15 protein-coding genes are annotated in these 17975 nt (G+C 73.4%); 6 read left to right on the top strand and 9 right to left on the bottom strand.

Annotated elements, in window-relative coordinates; genetic code table 11:
- Nucleotides 1-43 precede the first annotated feature (43 nt).
- From ACFVQG_RS00415 to ACFVQG_RS00425, 3 genes are all read left to right on the top strand, one after another.
- Nucleotides 44-1138 (top strand): chemotaxis protein, encoded by a 1095-nt coding sequence (locus tag ACFVQG_RS00415; RefSeq protein WP_383375112.1) that lies wholly within the window; start codon nucleotides 44-46, stop codon nucleotides 1136-1138.
- A gap of 61 nt (nucleotides 1139-1199) precedes the next feature.
- A complete protein-coding gene (locus tag ACFVQG_RS00420) occupies nucleotides 1200-2216 on the top strand; it encodes a Gfo/Idh/MocA family protein (RefSeq protein WP_383375114.1) in 1017 nt (338 codons plus the stop codon).
- Nucleotides 2217-2481: 265 nt separating this feature from the next.
- The gene (locus tag ACFVQG_RS00425) at nucleotides 2482-3897 is read left to right on the top strand and encodes a PP2C family protein-serine/threonine phosphatase (protein ID WP_383375116.1); all 1416 of its coding nucleotides are present in this window, start codon (nucleotides 2482-2484) and stop codon (nucleotides 3895-3897) included.
- Nucleotides 3898-3984: 87 nt separating this feature from the next.
- Here ACFVQG_RS00425 and ACFVQG_RS00430 read toward each other — a convergent pair whose 3' ends face one another.
- Entirely contained in the window at nucleotides 3985-5478 is a 1494-nt protein-coding gene (locus ACFVQG_RS00430; protein ID WP_383375118.1) for a hypothetical protein, read from the bottom strand.
- A gap of 244 nt (nucleotides 5479-5722) precedes the next feature.
- Between ACFVQG_RS00430 and ACFVQG_RS00435 the strand changes: the two genes are divergently transcribed.
- Together ACFVQG_RS00435 and ACFVQG_RS00440 are read left to right on the top strand one after the other, a co-directional pair.
- Nucleotides 5723-6901 carry an aminoglycoside phosphotransferase family protein gene (locus ACFVQG_RS00435; protein WP_383375121.1) on the top strand — a complete coding sequence of 393 codons (1179 nt, stop codon included), beginning with the start codon at nucleotides 5723-5725 and terminating at the stop codon, nucleotides 6899-6901.
- Between the two features lie 310 nt (nucleotides 6902-7211).
- Nucleotides 7212-9119 (top strand): N-acetylmuramoyl-L-alanine amidase, encoded by a 1908-nt coding sequence (locus tag ACFVQG_RS00440; RefSeq protein ID WP_383376480.1) that lies wholly within the window; start codon nucleotides 7212-7214, stop codon nucleotides 9117-9119.
- Nucleotides 9120-9130: 11 nt separating this feature from the next.
- Here the strand turns inward: ACFVQG_RS00440 and ACFVQG_RS00445 are convergent, their stop codons facing one another.
- The 7 genes from ACFVQG_RS00445 to ACFVQG_RS00475 all read right to left on the bottom strand — a co-directional run bounded on the left by ACFVQG_RS00445 (nucleotide 9131) and on the right by ACFVQG_RS00475 (nucleotide 15067).
- Nucleotides 9131-9628 (bottom strand): hypothetical protein, encoded by a 498-nt coding sequence (locus ACFVQG_RS00445; RefSeq protein ID WP_383375123.1) that lies wholly within the window; start codon nucleotides 9626-9628, stop codon nucleotides 9131-9133.
- Between the two features lie 83 nt (nucleotides 9629-9711).
- On the bottom strand, nucleotides 9712-10614 hold the full coding sequence (locus ACFVQG_RS00450) for a universal stress protein (RefSeq protein WP_383375125.1): 903 nt from the start codon (nucleotides 10612-10614) through the stop codon (nucleotides 9712-9714).
- A gap of 117 nt (nucleotides 10615-10731) precedes the next feature.
- Entirely contained in the window at nucleotides 10732-10974 is a 243-nt protein-coding gene (locus ACFVQG_RS00455; protein WP_383375127.1) for a DUF397 domain-containing protein, read from the bottom strand.
- A gap of 84 nt (nucleotides 10975-11058) precedes the next feature.
- Nucleotides 11059-12225 (bottom strand): thiolase domain-containing protein, encoded by a 1167-nt coding sequence (locus ACFVQG_RS00460; protein ID WP_383375129.1) that lies wholly within the window; start codon nucleotides 12223-12225, stop codon nucleotides 11059-11061.
- Nucleotides 12222-13283, bottom strand: a complete 1062-nt coding sequence (locus ACFVQG_RS00465) for a thiolase domain-containing protein (RefSeq protein ID WP_383375131.1) — start codon at nucleotides 13281-13283, stop codon at nucleotides 12222-12224. Before ACFVQG_RS00465 ends, ACFVQG_RS00460 begins: the two co-directional genes overlap by 4 nt.
- On the bottom strand, nucleotides 13280-14221 hold the full coding sequence (locus ACFVQG_RS00470; RefSeq protein ID WP_383375133.1) for a Zn-ribbon domain-containing OB-fold protein: 942 nt from the start codon (nucleotides 14219-14221) through the stop codon (nucleotides 13280-13282). The genes ACFVQG_RS00465 and ACFVQG_RS00470 overlap by 4 nt, the downstream gene beginning before the upstream one ends.
- A gap of 42 nt (nucleotides 14222-14263) precedes the next feature.
- Nucleotides 14264-15067 carry a crotonase/enoyl-CoA hydratase family protein gene (locus tag ACFVQG_RS00475; RefSeq protein ID WP_383375135.1) on the bottom strand — a complete coding sequence of 268 codons (804 nt, stop codon included), beginning with the start codon at nucleotides 15065-15067 and terminating at the stop codon, nucleotides 14264-14266.
- Between the two features lie 184 nt (nucleotides 15068-15251).
- On the opposite strand from ACFVQG_RS00475, the gene ACFVQG_RS00480 reads away from it, so the two are divergent.
- Nucleotides 15252-16859, top strand: a complete 1608-nt coding sequence (locus tag ACFVQG_RS00480) for an acyl-CoA synthetase (RefSeq protein WP_383375137.1) — start codon at nucleotides 15252-15254, stop codon at nucleotides 16857-16859.
- A 152-nt stretch (nucleotides 16860-17011) separates the two neighbouring features.
- Here the strand turns inward: ACFVQG_RS00480 and ACFVQG_RS00485 are convergent, their stop codons facing one another.
- Nucleotides 17012-17845, bottom strand: a complete 834-nt coding sequence (locus tag ACFVQG_RS00485) for an alpha/beta fold hydrolase (protein ID WP_383375140.1) — start codon at nucleotides 17843-17845, stop codon at nucleotides 17012-17014.
- Nucleotides 17846-17975: the final 130 nt, after the last annotated feature.

A 17975-nucleotide genomic window follows, 5' to 3' on the forward strand; every position in this document is an offset into this window, starting at 1 on the left:
CGCCCCGCATGCCCACCGGACAAATCAGACCTATGGTGCTGTCATGGAGCACGCACTCAGTCCCGCGGCCCTCGCCGAGCTGCGCCGCCCGCGCCCTTACCCCGCGGTGTCCGTGCTGGCGCCGACGCACCGGCGGGAGCCGGACAACCAGCAGGACCGGGTCCGGCTGCGCAATGTGGTGGCCGAGGCCAAACGACAGCTGGAGCACGACCCGTCGGTCACCCGGGAGCGGCGCGCCGATGTCGAGGAGCACCTCGACCGCGCGCTCGCCGAGGTCGACCTGGCCCACACCGAGGACGGGTTGGTGATCTTCGCCGCGCCCGGTGAGCACCAGGTGTGGTCGCTGGCCCGCACGGTGCCGGAGCGTGTGGTGCTGTCCGACACCTTCCTGACCCGCAACCTGGTCTCCGCGCAGGTCTCCGAGCAGCCGTTCTGGGTACTGTCGGTCGCCCCCGACCGGGTCACCCTGTGGAACGGCGGCACGGACCGGGTGGCCGAGGAGCACACCGGCGGCTTCCCGATGGTCCGGAGCGACCCGAACTTCGACCCCGAGCGGCAGGAACGCATCGGCGACATGCCGAGCGCCTTCCGCGACGAGGGCACCCGGCGGTTCCTGCGCGACGCGGACACCGCGATGGCCGCGGTGTTGCGCCAGGACCCCCGGCCGCTGTACGTCACCGGCGAGGAGGCGGCGCTGTCGCTGCTGGAGGAGACGGGTGTCGCCGCCCGGAACGCCTCGCGGGTGCGGTACGGCGGGCTGGCGCACGGCAGCCCGGAGGCGGTGTGGAAGGCGGTGCGCCCGCTGATCGAGGCGGAGGCCCGGCTCAGCGCCGACGCGGTGGCCGAGGAACTCGTCCGGGCGCGTGGCCGCAAGGAGTTCGCGGCCGGTCTCGACGAGGTCTGGCAGAACGCCCTCCAGGCCCGGGTGCGGCTGCTCGCCGTCGAGGAGAACTACCGCGCCACCGTGCGCGACGACGGCGGCCATCTGGTCCCGGCGGCCAGCGGCGACCTCGACGCCCGCGAGGACATCGTGGACGAGATCGTCGAGCAGTGCCTGGAGACCGGCGCCGAGGTGCGCTTCGTACCGGACGGCATGCTGGTCGACGCCGACGGCATCGCCGGGGTGCTGCGCTACTGACGGGCCCCGCCCGGGTGTGCCTACGCTGTGCCGGGACGACCGGCGACAAGGGAGTGCGCACGTGGGTGATGTGTTGGGCGTGGCGGTGCTGGGTGCCGGGCACATGGGTGCCGACCACATACGGCGACTGGACCGGGTGGTGAGCGGCGCACGGGTCGCCGCCGTCGCCGACCCCGACTCGGAGCGGGCGAAGGCCGCCGTGGCCGGGATCGAGGGTGTGTCGGTGCACACCGAGAGCGCGTCCGCGCTGGACGCGCCGGGGGTCGGCGCCGTACTGATCGCCTCGCCCGGCCCGGCGCACGAGGAGGCGCTGCTCGCGGCCTTCGGGCGGGGGCTTCCGGTGCTGTGCGAGAAGCCGATGGTGCCGGACTCCGCGGGGGCGCTGCGGGTGGTGGAGGCGGAGGCGCGGCTCGGCCGCAGGCTGGCCCAGATCGGGTTCATGCGCCGCTACGACGCCGAGTACCGGCAGTTGAAGTCGCTGCTGGACAGCGGCCGTCTGGGGCGTCCGCTGATGCTGCACTGCGTGCACCGCAACGTCTCCTCGCCGCCCGGCTTCACCTCAGCGATGCTGGTGAACAGCTCGGTGTCGCACGAGATCGACGCGGCCCGCTGGCTGCTCGGCCAGGAGCTGACCGCGGTGACGGTGCTGCGGCCCCGGCCGTCCGGCGGCGCCCCGGACGGGCTGCTCGACCCGCAGTTCGTACTGTTCGAGACGGCTGGCGGCGCCCTGGTGGACGTGGAGGTCTTCGTCAACTGCGGCTTCGGCTACCAGGTGCGCTGCGAGGCGGTCGGTGAGGCGGGCAGCGCCCGGATCGGCGAGGAGCACTCCATGGTCGTCACGGCGGACGGCGGCGCCCGCGCGGACGTGCCGCAGGACTACCTCGTGCGGTTCGCGGACGCCTACGACCGCGAGGTGCAGGCCTGGGTGGACGCCACCCGGCAGGGCCGGGCCACCGGCCCGGACGCCTGGGACGGCTACGCGGCGTCCGTGGTCGCCGAGGCGGGGGTCCGCGCGCTGGAGACGGGGACCCGGGTCAGCGTGCAGATGGCCCCGCGTCCGGCCCCGTACGACCGATAGGACAAAGGGCCGTCGAACACCCGAATGAGCGCACCGCCGGGGGTTCGACGGCCCGTCAACTCCCGTACTGCGGTTACGATTTGACCCAGCGGGCGGCGCACTTCCCACCTACGCCGCGACCGCTCCGTGAAGACTGTGGCATATGCCAGAAGCACCACCGTATCGTGTGTTGCCAAATCCCTTACGGGGCGTCGCGGGCTGTGCGACAGTCATTACGGTCCCACCGTCCGCCTTGGCCGTACCGTCCCCTCCCCCGGAGTGCGTCATGCCGTCCCATCTCTCCGCGGACCGCCCAGCCGCCCCACCGCCAGGACGCGGACCGGTCGACGCCCTGATCACGCAGACCCGACGGCTCAAGGGCGAGGTGGACGCCGTACGACGGGACGCCCAGGGCGACGGTACGAACCCGCGGGAGCGCTGGCAGCGTGCCCTGTGCGAGCTGGCGCTGCACCAGCTCAACGACCTCGACGAGCATCTGGCCCAGCTCAGGGACGGCCCGCCCGCCCCGCCCCCGCCGACCGACGGGGCGACGGTCCCGGCACCGCGCGGCGGCTCCCTGCTCAGCCGGGTCGGCAGCGCGGAGTGGCACCTGTTGACGGACGAGGCGAACTGGTCCGGGGAGCTGTACGAGATCCTCGGCCGCGACCCCGCCTCCGCCCCGCTCACCCTCGACGAGCTGCCCTCACTGGTCCTGGACGAGGACCGGCCGAAGCTGACCAGCATGGTCACCGACTGCCTCGTCGACGCCCGGCGGATCGACGGGGAGTTCCGGATCGTCCGCCCCGGCGGCGAGATCCGCACCGTGCACATGATGGGCGAACCCGTGCTCGGCTCCGACGGCGGCACCATCTCCATGTGGGCGGTGCTGCGCGACGTGAGCGAACTGCGCCGCAGCCAGCGGGAGGTGAGTGAGACCCGTGACTCGCTCCAGGCCCAGCGGCAGCGCGCGCAGTCCGAGCACCGGCTCGCGGTCGAGTTGCAGGAGGCCGTGCTGCCGCCGTGGCGTGGCTCCCTGCGGCTCCCGCACCAGGGCCCCGCGGCCCTGGAACTGGCGGCCCGCCACCTGCCCTCCGCCACCAGCACCCTGATCGGCGGCGACTGGTACGACGCGCTCGAACTGCCCGACGGCGAGACCCTGCTGAGCGTCGGTGACCTCACCGGACACGGCGTCGCCGTCGCCTCCGGCGTGGCGATGCTGCTCGGCGCCGTCCGCGGCATGGCGATGGCGGGCACCGAACCGGGCCCGCTGCTCGAAAAGCTCAACCAGCTCCTCGACACCACCGTCCAGCCCGCCCTCGGCAGCGCCGTCTGCTGCCGCTACCGGCCCGGCACCCGCTCCCTGGTGTGGGCGCAGGCCGGACACCCCGCCCCGCTGCTGTTCCGCGGCGGGACGGGGCGCAGGCTGGGCGCACCGGCCGGGGTCCTGCTCGGCGCCACCTCCGGAGCCGGTTACGGCCAGGCCGAGGTGACCCTCGACGTGGGCGACCTGCTCCTGCTGCACACCGACGGGCTGGTGCCCGGGCACAGCGCGGCGACCGCGGCCGACCGCCTCCTCGACCTGGCCCCGCGGTTCGGCGCGGCCGACTCCGCACAGGACTGCGTACGGACGGTCATGGAGGAGTTCGGCGTCACCGAGCGCGAGGACGACGCCTGTGTGCTCGTCGTCAGGGTGGCCGCGTAGGGACACACGGAAGCCCACCGCCACCGTCCCCCTGTGACCGTGGCCGGGCGGGCACGCGTCGCCTCCCCGGCGACTGCCCCGCTGTCGCTACACCGGGATGCCGTCGCCGCCCTTGCCCCGCGCCTTGGGCAGCGCCAGTTTGATCTCCTCGCGCAGCTCCTGGATCCGCGGGTACTCGGCGTACTGCGCGGTGAGCCGGTACATCTGCCGGAGCCGGTCCCAGGTACGGCGGGAGGAGTTCGAGCCCATCGACATCAGGGCCAGCCGGGCGTAACGGTCCGCCTGTTCGGGGTCGTCCGCGATGAAGCAGGCGGAGGCCATGGACAGATGGTCGAAGATCTTCGACCGCTCGCGCCCGTCGTTGCGCAGGGCGAGGGCCTTGTCCGCGTAGTGCTGGGCGTGCACGGCCGCCCCGGGCTCGAACTCCGCCAGGGTGCGGTAGGACAGGGCCTGCATGCCGTACAGGTCCGCCTCGTCGAACAGCTGCATCCAGTCCGGTGGTTCGATGTCCCTGCGGTCGGAGACGAAGAGGTCCTCCGCCTGTCCCAGGGTGCGGCGCATCGCCTGCGCCTTGCCCATGGACGCCTGCGCCCAGGCCTCGATGGTGTGGAACATCGCCCGGGTGCGCGGCAGTACCGCCTCGCCGGAGCCGGACGCGGCGAGCTTCATCAGGTCCAGCGCGTCGTCGGGCCGCCCCAGGTGCACCATCTGACGGGCCGCGCGGGAGAGCGCCTCGCCCGCCCTGGGCCGGTCGCCGCCCTCCCGCGCGGCATGGGCGGCGATCACGAAGTACTTCTGGGCCGTGGGCTCCAGGCCGACGTCGTGCGACATCCAGCCCGCGAGGACGGCGAGGTTGGCGGCGACGCCCCACAGGCGCCGCTGGAGATGGTCGGGGTGACGGTAGGCGAGCATGCCGCCCACCTCGTTGAGCTGGCCTACGACCGCCTTGCGCTGGAGCCCGCCGCCGCGGGCCGCGTCCCAGGCACGGAACACCTCGACCGAGCGCTCCAGTTCCTCGATCTCCTGCGACCCGATGGGGGCGGCCTCGTAGCGGTCGAACCCAGCGGGGTCGGCGTGCAGGGGATCGTCGAGACGGGGAGCGTCGGCAGCCAGGGAGGGGTCGGTGCGCAGCCAGTCGTGCATGGCGCTGCTGAGTGCGGATCCCGCGGCGAGCGCGGCGCCCGCGCCCACCAAGCCGCGTCGATTGAGCATGAGGTCCATTCCCGTGAATTCGGTGAGGACCGCGGCGGTCCGCTCGGGCGCCCACGGCACTCCGTCGGGATGTTCCACACTCCCGTCGCCCTGCCGTTTCCCCGCACGCCCGTGCCGTACCAGACCGAGGTCCTCGATGGTCACGACACGGCCGAGACGCTCGGTGAACAGGGCCGCCAGCACCCGCGGCACGGGATCACGCGGGATCTCTCCCATGTCGATCCACCGCCGCACCCGCGAGGTGTCGGTCGCCAGCTGGGGGTGGCCCATGGCCGCCGCCTGCCGGTTGACCAGCCTCGCCAGTTCTCCCTTGGACCAGCCGGCCAGGCCGAACAGGTCCGCAAGGCGGGTGTTGGGTTGTCCGCTCACGTCAAGCCCCCAGGTTCTCGGCTGGAGTTGACAGTAGCCCCGCGGGAGTTGCCCGGCGACTATTCGCCAGGGTTCGCCAGGGTCCGCCAGATGGTGTGCCACCGGGCATCGGGTGTCAGGTAGGAACGCGCCACCCCGACCCGGTCGCCGAGGGGCACTCCCCAGGGTGGCCTCGGCGACCGGGGCGGGTGACGCCCTGACTTACGGCAGGCACAGCAGGCACACGAAGGGATCTGTATCGCCCATGTACGCAGCATCGTCCTCCGTGTCCGTACCGCCCCGGTCGCTGCGCCCGCGCCCCCCGGCCCCCGGCTCGCCGCGGACGGGGGAGGCTCCCCTGACGGGCGGCGGCCCCTATCTCGCCCCGGCGCGGTCGGCGGCCCCCGTGCTGGGTGCGGGCAGGACGCGACACGGCGCGGCGCCCGGCACACAACCGCTCAGCGGGAGACTCGACCTGTCCGGTCCCCAGGGCGCCCAACTGCGTACGGCGATCGCCTCGGTGCACCGGATCTGCCCGGAGTTCGCCCCGGTGCAGGTGCTGCGCCGCAGCGGACGCTCCGTGCTCCTGGTGGGCACCACCGGGCGCAGCACGGCGGTCGCCAAGTGCTTGCTGGACCAGTCCCCCGCCTGGGCCGAGCGGATCAGGCATGAAATAGCTGCGTACCGCTCGTTCGTCCGGCACCGCCCGCCCGTGCGGGTGCCCCGGCTGATCGCGGCGGATCCGGACAACTGCACCCTGGTGATCGAGCGGATGCCGGGCCGGGTGGCGGCGCTCCAGCGGCACCCGGCCGAGTCGCCGCCGCGCGCCGACCTGCGGGCGGCACTGGGCGCGATCTGCCGGGTGAACGCCTGGCGGCCCCCGGCGGGCACCTTCGACGCCCCGCTGGATTACCCGGCCCGCATCGCCCGCTACCACGAACTGGGCCTGCTCACCGACCGTGACCTGGGCGACCTCCAGAAGCTGCTGCACGGCATCGCGCAGGCGGCGGGGCGCCACGGCACGGGCCAGTTCTGCCACGGTGACGCCCTGCTGGCCAACGTGCTGCTCTCCCCGGCCGGTCCAGTGCTGGTGGACTGGGAGCACGCGGGCTGGTACCTCCCGGGGTACGACCTGGCCACGCTCTGGTCGGTGCTGGGCGACGCGCCGGTGGCCCGCAGGCACATCAGCCAGATCGCGCAGTCCGCGGGGCCTGCCTCCCGGGACGCTTTCCTGGTAAACCTGATGCTGGTACTGACCCGCGAGATCCGGACCTATGAGACGGCCGTGCAGCGTTCGATGCACGACGCGACCCCGGCGGCACCGGGAATGGCCCACCCAGGTGCTGCGCCGTCCGGCGAGGAACAGCGGCTGTTGCTCAGGCGGCTGCACGACGACTGCCAGTTGGCCCGTAGGGCCGTACGCGCGGCCGTCGGTACTCGCTGAAGGGGATGACAGCCCGCGGTGCGCCTGGGACAGGGGCGCGCCGCGGGCGTCGTCGTCTTCCGGGGCCTGTCCGCCCTCGGTCATTGGTGTACGCCAGTGACGCCCCGCAGGCCCCGGCGCCGCCGCCACGAAACTCCTCGCGACCCGCGCTGACGTGGGAAATCACCTGCCGGTGGGCATGATTGACGGATCGTCGCAGAGCCGGTACCACTGACACGCCCGGCCCCGCACGGCTCATCGCCCCCACCGTTGTCAGGAGACCGCGTTGCGAGGACCCGTCCCCCAGCCCCTGTCGAGAGCCGCCCGGACCATGGTCTGCGGGGCACTGCTGCTGCCCCTGCTGGCCGCCGCCCCCGCCGACGCGCAGGCGCCGCCGTCCGGGCTCCAGTCGGCGTTCGCCGAGGCCGCCGCCGAGTACCGGGTGCCGCAGAGCGTGCTGCTCGGGGTGTCCTACCTCCAGTCCCGCTGGGACGCCCACTCCGGGGCGCCCAGCGTGACCGGCGGCTACGGCCCGATGCACCTCACCGACACGCGTACCGCGCTCGCCGGTGCCCCGCACCACGGCGAGGGCACGGAGGACCCGCGCGGCGACAGCGCCCGCCCGCCGCTGCTGCCCGAGGCGGAGCCGTCGCTGGACGGGGTGGAGCTGCCCGCGCGGCTGCGCACCCTGCCGCGGGCGGCCGAGCTGACCGGGCTCGGCCCCGAGGCGCTGCGCGCCGACCCGGCGGCCAATGTGGCGGGCGGCGCGGCGCTGCTGGCCGCGGCCCAGCGGGAGCTGGGCGAGCCGCTGAGCGCTGATCCGGCGGACTGGTACGGGGCGGTGGCGCGGTTCTCCGGCGCCGAGGACGGGGCGACGGCGGCGGCGTACGCGAACGACGTGTACGACGTGATCCGGGGCGGCGCGGAACGCTCCACGGACGCGGGCGAGCGCGTCTCGCTGCCCGCGCGCCCCCGCCTCACCCCGGACACCGACCAGGTGCGGAGCCTTGGCCTGCGGGCGTCCGCCGCCGAGGGCACCGAGTGCCCCGCGTCGGTGTCCTGCGAGTGGATCCCGGCACCGTACGAGCAGTTCGGCGAGGGCGACTACGGCAACCACGACCGGGGGAACCGTCCCGCGTCCCAGGACATCGAGTTCATCGTCGTCCATGACACGGAGGGCGCCTGGGAGGGCGTCCTGAACCTGGTGCAGGACCCCACGTACGTGTCCTGGCAGTACTCGCTGCGCTCCACGGACGGCCACATCGCCCAGCACGTGAAGGCGAAGGACGTGGCCTGGCACGCGGGGAACTGGTACGTCAACGCCAAGTCGATCGGCCTGGAGCACGAGGGCTTCCTCGCGTCGCCGGACGCCTGGTACACGGAGGCGATGTACCGGTCATCGGCGCGGCTGGTGCGGTACCTGGCGAAGAAGTACGACATCCCGCTGGACCGGCAGCACATCCTCGGCCACGACACGGTGCCGGGACCGACCTCCGGGACGGTCCCCGGGATGCACACCGACCCGGGCCCGTACTGGGACTGGCGGCACTACTTCGAGCTGCTCGGCCGCCCCTTCGAGGCCACCGCGGGCCGCTCCGGCGGCCTGGTGACGATCCTGCCGGAGTACGCCGCGAACCGCCCGGAGTTCACCGGCTGCGCGAGCCGGGGCGAGCCGTGCGCGGTGCACGGTTCGAGCGCCGTACGCCTGTACTCCGGGCCCGGCACGGAGTACCCGCTGATCAAGGACATCGGCCTGCGCCCGGACGGCTCGGGCTCCACGACCGGCGTCAACGACATCGGCTCGCGGGTCTCCACCGGTCAGCAGTACGCCGTCGCGGGCCGCAGCGGTGACTGGACGGCGATCTGGTACCTCGGGCAGAAGGCCTGGTTCCACAGCCCGGCCGCGCAGCCGGTGGCGGTGCCCGCGAAGGGCCTGGTCGTGACGCCCAGGGCGGGCCGGGCGAGCGTCCCGGTGTACGGCCGTGCCTACCCCGAGGCGGGCGCGTACCCGGCGGGGGTGCCCGCGCAGGCGGTGTCCCCGCTGCCGTACGAGCTGCCCGCGGGCCAGCGGTACGTGGTCGGGGACAAGATGCCCGGCGAGTACTACTACGCGGTCACCTTCGACACCGCCGGGCACCGGGTGGTGCGGGGTACCGACCAGTACTACGAGATCCAGTACGGCCACCGGGTGGCGTTCGTGCGGGCGGCGGACGTGACGGCGGTGCCGTCGGGGTCGTAGCGGCCGGGGCCTCAGCCCTGCTGGAACAGCTCCGCGGGGAGCGGCTTCAGCAGGGCGTAGAGGTCGTCCGTGATGGGGCGGTCCCAGGCGGCGATGGTGACCTGGACGTTGTCGCTGCGGTCGAACTGGACGCAGGAGATCCGGCTCTCGGAGAGCTTGACGCGGCGCACGATCAGCAGGTTGTCCCCCTGCATCACCGGCACGTCCTCGCTGCCGACGACGGTCACCTCCTCGTCGTTCTCCAGCGCGATCAGCAGCTGGGCGACCTCGAAGGGCACCTCGTCCTCGGCGACCTCACGGGCCGGGGAGCCCTCCGGCAGATTCCCGATGATCATCGCGGGCCCACGGCCGCCGAACAGGTCGTACCGCAGGAAGACGCCCTGACAGCTGCCGTCGGGCGCGGGCAGCAGCCCGGCACCGAGATTCCCGGGCCAGTCCCCCGGGTCCATGGCCAGTACGTCGAAGTCGGGCCCGGCGGGCGTTGCGCTGCGGCGGCGGAGGAACGACATGCCGCCATGGTACGTGGCCGACGGCACATGGCGTCGTGCGGGCGGAACTTGATCGACGGCCCGCGGCGGGTCGCGCGGACCTGTCAGTCGTGCGGCGGCGACGGCGGGATCACCGCCACGGGGCACGCCGCGTGCAGGAGGGCGGCGTGGGTGACGCTGCCCATCATGCGGGTGGGAACCAGCAGGCGGCGGCGGTGGCGGCCCACGACGAGGAGTTCGGCGTTCTGGGAGGCGGAGACCAGTTGTCCGGCGGCGTCATCGGGGGCCGGGGCCGGGTCAACCCGTACGCCGGGGTGGCGTTCGCGGTGGGGGGCGAGGAAGCCCTCGGTGAGGGTGCGGGTCTCGTTCTCGAGGGCGTCCTGGTCGATGCCGGTGGGGACGAGTTCGCCGGGGGCGCCCGCCCAGATCTGGACGGGCCACGGGTAGGCGGCGACCACCTGGAGGCGGGCGTCGCGCAGCGCGGCCTCGGTGAAGGCGAAGTCGAGCAGGGCGTCGTCGGGGCTGTCGGTGTTGAGGCCGACGACGACCCGGGGGCCCGGCGCCTCTGGCGGGGCGTCGGGGACCTCGCGGCCGGGCCGGGGCACCACCACGACCGGGCACTCGGCGTCCCGGGCGACGGTCAGGCTGCTGGAGCCGAGCAGCAGGCTGGCGAAGCCACCACGGCCCCGGGAGCCGAGGACCAGCAGCCCGGCGTCGGCGCCGAGTTCCGACAGCAGCGGCCCGGGCGCGCCCTCCAGGCCGACGTACTCCACGTCCGCCGGATCGCCGCGTCCCGCCAGGTGGGTGCGGGCCTCGGCGAGGATCGGGTCGTCGGCCGGGGCGGGCAGCGCGGCGACCTCGCCCACCTGGGCCCACAGGGCGTACTGGCGGACGTGCACCACCCTCAGGGGCGCCCCGCGCCCGCGAGCCGCGTCCAGCGCCCAGTCGAGGGCGCGCAGGCTGTCGTCCGAGCCGTCGACCGCCGCGATGACCGGCAGAGCGCTCATGGTTCCTCACCTCCGGGGTGCGACCTTCCTGGGGCCAGCCTCGCTCAGGCCGGTGCTCCAGCCCGGCGTACCGGGTCGCGTGTCCGGAAATTCCGGGAAATCACGCCGTGGGCGTGGTCAGGTGAGGTCGAACTCCCCTTCCCGGGCGCCGGAGACGAAGGCGCCCCACTCCGCCGGGGTGAAGATCAGCGACGGGCTCTCCGGGCGGCCGCTGTTGCGCATGGCGATGAAGCCCTCGACAAAGGCGATCTGGACATCCCCCAGGCCTCGGCTGCTCGACTGCCACTGGGCGTTGCTCAGGTCCAGCTCCGGCTTGTCCCAGCCGGTGAGCGGCTGCTGCTGGATGGTGCTCTCGGCCACGTCCGTGCTCCTCCCGATTCCGTCGTCCGCGGGTCAGCCTAGCGATCGGTTCCCACGGCCAACAGGCCACGTGAGGGGTACCTTTCAGGAGTCCGGCGGACGGCTGCCGACGAGCCACATGGCGAAGAACTGCGAGCCGCCGCCGTAGGCGTGGCCGAGCACCCGGCGAGCCCCTTCCACCTGGTGTTCCCCGGCCCGGCCACGCACCTGGAGGGCCGCCTCGGCGAACCGGATCATGCCGGAGGCCCCGATGGGATTGGTGGACAGCACCCCGCCGGACATGTTGACGGGCAGGTCCCCGTCGAGCGCGGTGGCCCCGGACTCGGTGAGCTTCCAGCCCTCGCCCTCGACGGCGAAGCCGAGGTTCTCCAGCCACATCGGCTCGTACCAGGAGAACGGTACGTAGATCTCGGCGGCGTCGATGTCCCGGCGCGGGTCGTCGATCCCGGCCTGGCGGTAGACGTCGGCGGCGCAGTCCCGTCCGGCGCGCGGGGAGACGAAGTCCTTGCCCGCGAAGAGGGTCGGCTCGCTGCGCATGGCGCCGCCGAGCATCCAGGCGGGCGGGCTCGGCGCGCGGGCGGCCCCGGCGCGGTCGGTGAGGACCATGGCGCAGGCGCCGTCGGAGGAGGGGCAGGTCTCGGAGTAGCGGATGGGGTCCCAGAGCATGGGTGAGGTCTGGACCTTCTCCAGGGTGAGGTCGTGCTCGTGGAGGTGGGCGTAGGGGTTCTTCAGGGCGTTGCGCCGGTCCTTGAAGGCGACGAGGGAACCGATCGCGTCCGGGGCCCCGCTGCGCCGCATGTACGCGCGCACGTGCGGGGCGAAGAAGCCGCCCGCCCCGGCGAGCAGCGGCTGCTGGAAGGGGATCGGCAGGGACAGCCCCCACATGGCGTTGGACTCGGACTGCTTTTCGAAGGCGAGGGTGAGGACGGTGCCGTGGACGCGGGCCGCGACCAGGTTGGCGGCGACCAGGGCGGTGGAGCCGCCGACCGAGCCCGCGGTGTGCACCCGCAGCATCGGCTTGCCGACCGCGCCGAGGGCGTCCGCGAGGTACAGCTCCGGCATCATCACGCCCTCGAAGAAGTCGGGCGCCTTGCCGATGACGACGGCGTCGATGTCGTCCCAGGCCAGCTCGGCGTCGTCGAGGGCGCGCCGGGCGGCCTCGCGGACCAGCCCGGCGATGGACACGTCCCGGCGGGCGGCGACGTGCTTGGTCTGGCCGATCCCGACGACGGCCACGGGTTCCCTGCTCATCGCGGATCTCCTTCGAGTACGGCGACCAGGTTCTGTTGCAGACAGGGACCGGAGGTGGCGTGCGCCAGGGCCCGGTCGGAGGCGCCGCGGTGGATGCGGGAGGCCGCCTCGCCGATCCGGATCAGCCCGGCGGCCATCACGGGGTTCGCGGCGAGCGCGCCGCCGGAGGGGTTGACGGCCACCTGCTCGTCGTCGAGCCGCAGCGCCCGGCGCAGGACGACCTCCTGGGAGCTGAACGGCGCGTGCAGTTCGGCGGTGTCGACGGGCCGCTCGAAGGCTCCGGCGCGTTCGGCGGCGAGTCGGGTGGAGGGCGAGTCGGTCAGGTCGCGGACGCCCAGCCCGTGCGGTTCGACGCGGTGGTCGATGCCGCGGATCCAGGCGGGCCGCTCGCACAGTTCCCGGGCCCGCTCCCCCGCCGCGAGGACGACGGCGGCGGCGCCGTCGCCGACGGGCGCGCAGTCGCCGGTGCGCAGGGGACGTACCACGTAGTCGCCCTGGGGGACGGGCCCGCGCGGTCGGGCGTGCGGGTTGGCGGTGGTGGTCTCGCGGCTGCGGGTGCCGACGGCGGCGAGGGCGGGTTCGTCGGTGTGGCCCGCGTCGATGAGGGCCTGGGCCTGGAGCGCGGCGAGGGCGACGGAGTCGGGCCACAGGGGGGCGACGTAGTAGGGGTCGAGCTGGCGGGTGAGGACGTCACGCAGGGAGCCGGGGGACGACTTGCCGTAGGAGTAGACGAGCGCGGTGTCGGTGTCGCCGGTGAGCAGTGTGGTCCAGGCCTCGTACAGCGCCCAGGCGCCGTCCATCTCGACATGGGACTCGGAGATCGGCGGCCAGGCGCCGACGCCGTCGAGGGCGAGGGTGAAGGAGAAGGCGCGTCCGGCGAGGTAGTCGCAGGAACCGGAGCAGGTGAAGCCGATGTCGGCGGTCTTCAGGCCGGTCTGCGCGAGGACGTCGTGCAGGACCGGCATCAGCATCTCCACCTCGGACAGGTCGTCGGTGGTGCGCCGGTGGTCGGTCTGGGCGAAGGCGACGACGGCGATCTCACGCTGGTGGGCGGTCACAGCAGCTCCTTGTACGTCTCGTAGTCCGCGTCGGGCTCGCCGGTGGGCCGGTAGTGGTCGGGGAAGCGGGACCCCTCGGTCCACACCGGTTCGACGCGCAGGCCCATGCGCACCTGGTCGTAGGGGATGCCGCCGATCCGGCCGTGCAGGGCGAGGTCGGCGCCGTCGAGGGCGATGTGGGCGTAGACGTAGGGGACGTCGATGTCCAGGTTCCTGGCCTTGATGTTGACGACGCAGTACGTGGTGACGGTGCCGCGCGGGCCGACCTCGACCCGTTCCCCGGTGGCGACACCGCAGGTGGGGCAGGCGCCGCGGGGTGGGACGTACACCTTGTGGCAGGAGGGGCAGCGTTCGCCCACGACGCGGTGTTCGGTGAGGGCGGCGAGGTGGGCGGACTGGGCGCGGCCGGGGCTGTAGGTGTAGTCGAGGCGGGCGGGGGCGACGATGCCGGTGACGGGGTCCGCGAACTGGCCGGTGTGGCCCGTCGGTTGTCCGGGCGGGCCGTCGTACGGCTCGAAGCAGGCGATGTCGGTGATGGCGCCGGTGCGTTCGGCGGCCCAGCGGACGCGGACGCGCAGGCCGGTGCGCACGTGCTCGGGGCCGGGGGCGTCGAGGGCGTGCAGGAGGGCGGTGTCGGCGCCGTCGAGGCGGACCAGGGCCCAGGCGAAGGGGGTTTCGAGGGGCTGGCCGCGGCGGGGGGCGGGGTTCCAGGCCCAGGTGGTGACGGTGCCGGTGGGAGCGACCTCGACGAGGTCGCGGATCTCCTCGGCGGTCTGCGGGTCGTACTCGACGGGTGGGACGAGGGTGCGGCCGTCGCGGGTGCGGACACCGAGGACGACGCGTTCGCGCAGGCCGGTGAGGAAGGCGCTCTGGACGGGGCCGAGGGAGCGGGTGAAGGGGAACTCGACGACGAGGGGGGCCTTGAGGACTTCGGGCATCCGTGCACTCCTTGGCGGTCGGGCACGATCGCGGACGGGCGGTCAGGCGCGCTTGTAGACGGGCGGTCGTTTCTCCGCGAAGGCGCGGGCGCCCTCCTTGGCGTCGGCGGTGTCGAAGACGGGCCAGCCGCGCTTGAGTTCGGCGGCGAGGCCGTCGGTCTCGGTCATGTCCGCGGTCTCGTACACGGACGCCTTGACGGCCTCGACGGCGAGCGGCCCGCAGGCGTTGATCCGTTCGGCGGTCTCCAGGGCGGCGTCGAGCGCGCCGCCGTCGGGCACCACATGCCCGATGAGCCCGATGGCGGCGGCCTCGCGGGCGCTGTAGGGGCGGCCGGTGAGCAGCATCTCGAGGGCGTGGGTGCGCGGGATCTGGTGTTGCAGCCGGACGGTGGAGCCGCCGATCGGGAAGAGTCCGCGCCGGACCTCGAACAGCCCGAAGGTGGCGGACTCGCCCGCGACGCGCAGGTCCGTGCCCTGGAGGATCTCGGTGCCGCCCGCGACGCAGGGGCCCTCGACGGCGGCGATCACGGGCTTGCGGGGGCGGTGGTGGCGGAGCATCGCCTTCCAGTGCAGGTCGGGGTCGGCGCGGAGCCGTTCCCGGTACCGGTCGCCGTCCATGGTCCGCTGCCCGGCGAGGGTCTTGAGGTCCATGCCCGCGCAGAAGGCGCCGCCCGCGCCGGTGAGCACGACGGAGCGGACGGTGTCGTCCGCGTCGGCCGCCAGCCAGCCGTCGTAGAGGCCGACGAGCATCGGGAGTGAGAGCGCGTTCTTGTTCTCGGGCCTGTTGAGGGTGAGCACCATGGTGGCGCCTTCGCGCCGCACGGTGAGGTGTTCGGTCCCACTCATCGCCGTCCTCCGTCTCCGTGCGGCTGCGGAACGAGAACAGGTTGCAGGAGCCGGGGGACCACTTCAAGGGTTTCCTGACAGTCAGTCAGATTTCTGCCGCGCGGACCCTTCCCCCTTGCGCCGCCCTTTGCTCTGATGACCGCGAACCGGTGGTGGCCCCGGCCGTCCGACCTCAGGAGGAGCGGTGGAGTACAACCTTGCCGACCTGTTCGAGTCGGTCGTGGACGTGGTGCCGGACCGGGAGGCCCTCGTGTACGCCGACCACCCGGGCACCGGCGCGGAGCGCCGTCTGACCTACGCCGAACTGGACGCCGCGGCCAACCGGATCGGCCATCACCTACTGGACAGCGGGGTGCGCCCCGGCGAGCACGTGGGCCTGCACCTCTACAACGGCGTCGAGTACGTCCAGACGGCGCTCGGCTGCCTGAAGGCGCGGCTCGTGCCGGTGAACGTCAACTACCGCTACGTCGCCGACGAGTTGGCGTACCTCTATCGGGACGCGGATCTGGCGGCGCTGGTCTTCGACGGGGAGTTCGGGGCGCGGGTGGCGGCGGTACGGGAGCGGGCGGAGGGGCTGCGGCACCTGGTGCGGGTGGGCGAGGCGGCGGTGGCGACAGCCGTGGCCTTCGAGGAGGCGGAGACGGCGGCTTCGGCCGGACGGGGCTTCCCGGACCGCTCCGGGGACGACCAGTTCATCATCTACACCGGCGGTACGACGGGGATGCCGAAGGGGGTGATGTGGCGTCAGGAAGACCTGTTCTTCTCGGGTCTGGGCGGCGGGGCACCCACCGGGGAGCCGGTGCGGCGGCCGGAGGAACTGGCGGAACGGGTGGCGGCGGGCGGATCGGGCCTGACCTTCTTCCCCGCTCCCCCGCTGATGCACGGCACCTCCACCCTGACGGCGTTCATCGGCTTCAACTTCGGCCAACGGGTCGTGCTGCACCGCAGGTTCGTGCCGGAGGAGGTGCTGCGCACGATCGAGCGGGAGCGGGTCTCCAGCGTCTCCCTCGTCGGCGACGCGATGCTGCGCCCGCTGATCGACGCCCTCTCCGGGCCGCTGAAGGGCACCGACTGCTCGTCGCTGTTCAGCGTCTCCTCGTCCGGGGCGGTGATGTCGGAGACGGTACGACGGCAGTTCCTGGAGCTGGTGCCGCACGTCATGCTGCTCAACAACTTCGGTTCCTCCGAGTCCGGCTTCAACGGCACGGCAACGGAGGACTCCGGACCCGGCCGCGGCTTCCGCATCCGCGTCAACTCCCGGACCCGGGTGGTCGACCCGGCCACCCACGAGCCGGTCGCCGTCGGCGAGGTGGGCCGCATCGCACAGTGCGGGCACGTCCCCCTCGGCTACTACAACGACCCGGTGAAAACCGCCGAGACCTTCTTCGAGAAGGACGGCGAGCGCTGGGTGCTGCTCGGCGACATGGCCACCGTCGACGCCGACGGAGTCGTCACCGTCCTCGGACGCGGCTCGCAGTGCATCAACACCGGGGGCGAGAAGGTGTACCCCGAGGAGGTCGAGCAGGCCCTCAAGTCCCACCCCGATGTGTACGACGCGCTGGTGGCCGGGGTGCCGGACGCAAAGTGGGGCAACCATGTGGCGGCGGTCGTACAGGTCCGCGAGGGCGCGCCGGTCCCGTCCCTCCCGGAGATCCAGGACCACTGCCGCGCCCAGCTCGCGGGCTACAAGATCCCGCGCCAGCTGGTGATCACGGACGAGGTACGGCGCTCACCGAGCGGCAAGGCGGACTACCGGTGGGCGCGGGAGGTGGCGAGGGGGGCGGACGGCTAGGGACTGCCTGACCATTTCCGCCTGCTCCGCGACGCCATGCGCGCCCTCTCGCCGCACCGGGCCCTGACCCAAGTACATCCAGCACGCCGAGAGCACGCGCCTGACGCCGCCGAGCCGCCCTTCGGGCGACGACGGGAAGGGTCAGACAGGCCCTAGCCGAGAAACGCGGCGACCCGGCGCACGAACCACTCCGGGTCGTCGACCCACGGATAGTGCCCGGCCCCGGGCTGCACGGCGACCTCGGCGACCCGGAACACTCCGGCGGCGCGGCGCGCGAGGTCCGGCCGGGGACCACCGTCCACCTCACCGGCGTGGACGAGGACGGGCGAGGTCAGCGCGGCCAGGGCGGCGCGGGTGGCGGGTGGGTCGTAGGCGCCCTCGGAACCGAACAGCTCGGCGGCCTCGTCGTTGAACTGCTCGCCCTCACGGTCGGCGTGGGCGGCTGCCGTGGCGTCCCAGCGGCCGTAGAAGAAGGGGATGAACGCCGGATCGAAGTCGCCGCCGCCCTCCAGCCACTCCGCGAACGCCGGGAACGCCCCGGCGAACCACGGCTCGCCCTCCCGCAACCGCGCCGCGGCCAGCCGGTCCTCGGTCGTCGCGGGCATGCCCAGCGCCCACGGCGTGGCGGTGATCAGCGCCAGCCGCGCCACCCGCTCGGGGTACCGGGCGGCGTACAGCATCGCCAGGCTCCCGCCCGCCGAGTGCGCCAGCAGGTCCAGCCGCTCCAGCCCGAGCCGCACCCGCAGCGCCTCCACGTCGTCCACCAGCCGGTCACACCGGTACGTCCCCGGATCCACCGGCACCGCGGAGTCCCCGGTGCCGCGCAGGTCCAGCAGCACGAGCTGCCGGTGCGCGGACAGCCCGCCCAGGTCACCGAGGTAGGCACTGGCCCGCATGGGGCCACCCGGCAGGACGACCACGGGGGCGCCGGTGCCTCGCAGGTGGTAGGCGAGTTCGGTTCCGTCGGGCGCGGTGAAGGTCGGCATGCCCCCATCTTCGGTACCGGTGCGCGGCCACGGCAACGGGATTACTCCCGGGGCCGGTGGGCCGGGCTGTCCTCGAGGGCGGGGAGGGAGGAAGTCCGGTCGCGTGTCTTGCCCCGGTCCGGGGACGGCT

This window comes from Streptomyces sp. NPDC057877 (assembly GCF_042796855.1).
In the GTDB taxonomy this organism is placed as follows: Bacteria; Actinomycetota; Actinomycetes; order Streptomycetales; family Streptomycetaceae; genus Streptomyces.

Bases quoted from the DNA above. Each gene is read 5' to 3' on its own strand.
- ACFVQG_RS00415 (WP_383375112.1), top strand. From the start codon at position 44: ATGGAGCACGCACTCAGTCCCGCGGCCCTCGCCGAGCTGCGCCGCCCG.
- ACFVQG_RS00425 (WP_383375116.1), top strand. From the start codon at position 2,482: ATGCCGTCCCATCTCTCCGCGGACCGCCCAGCCGCCCCACCGCCAGGA.
- ACFVQG_RS00435 (WP_383375121.1), top strand. From the start codon at position 5,723: ATGTACGCAGCATCGTCCTCCGTGTCCGTACCGCCCCGGTCGCTGCGC.
- ACFVQG_RS00440 (WP_383376480.1), top strand. From the start codon at position 7,212: ATGGTCTGCGGGGCACTGCTGCTGCCCCTGCTGGCCGCCGCCCCCGCC.
- ACFVQG_RS00445 (WP_383375123.1), bottom strand. From the start codon at position 9,628: ATGTCGTTCCTCCGCCGCCGCAGCGCAACGCCCGCCGGGCCCGACTTC.
- ACFVQG_RS00450 (WP_383375125.1), bottom strand. From the start codon at position 10,614: ATGAGCGCTCTGCCGGTCATCGCGGCGGTCGACGGCTCGGACGACAGC.
- ACFVQG_RS00460 (WP_383375129.1), bottom strand. From the start codon at position 12,225: ATGAGCAGGGAACCCGTGGCCGTCGTCGGGATCGGCCAGACCAAGCAC.
- ACFVQG_RS00470 (WP_383375133.1), bottom strand. From the start codon at position 14,221: ATGCCCGAAGTCCTCAAGGCCCCCCTCGTCGTCGAGTTCCCCTTCACC.
- ACFVQG_RS00475 (WP_383375135.1), bottom strand. From the start codon at position 15,067: ATGAGTGGGACCGAACACCTCACCGTGCGGCGCGAAGGCGCCACCATG.
- ACFVQG_RS00485 (WP_383375140.1), bottom strand. From the start codon at position 17,845: ATGCCGACCTTCACCGCGCCCGACGGAACCGAACTCGCCTACCACCTG.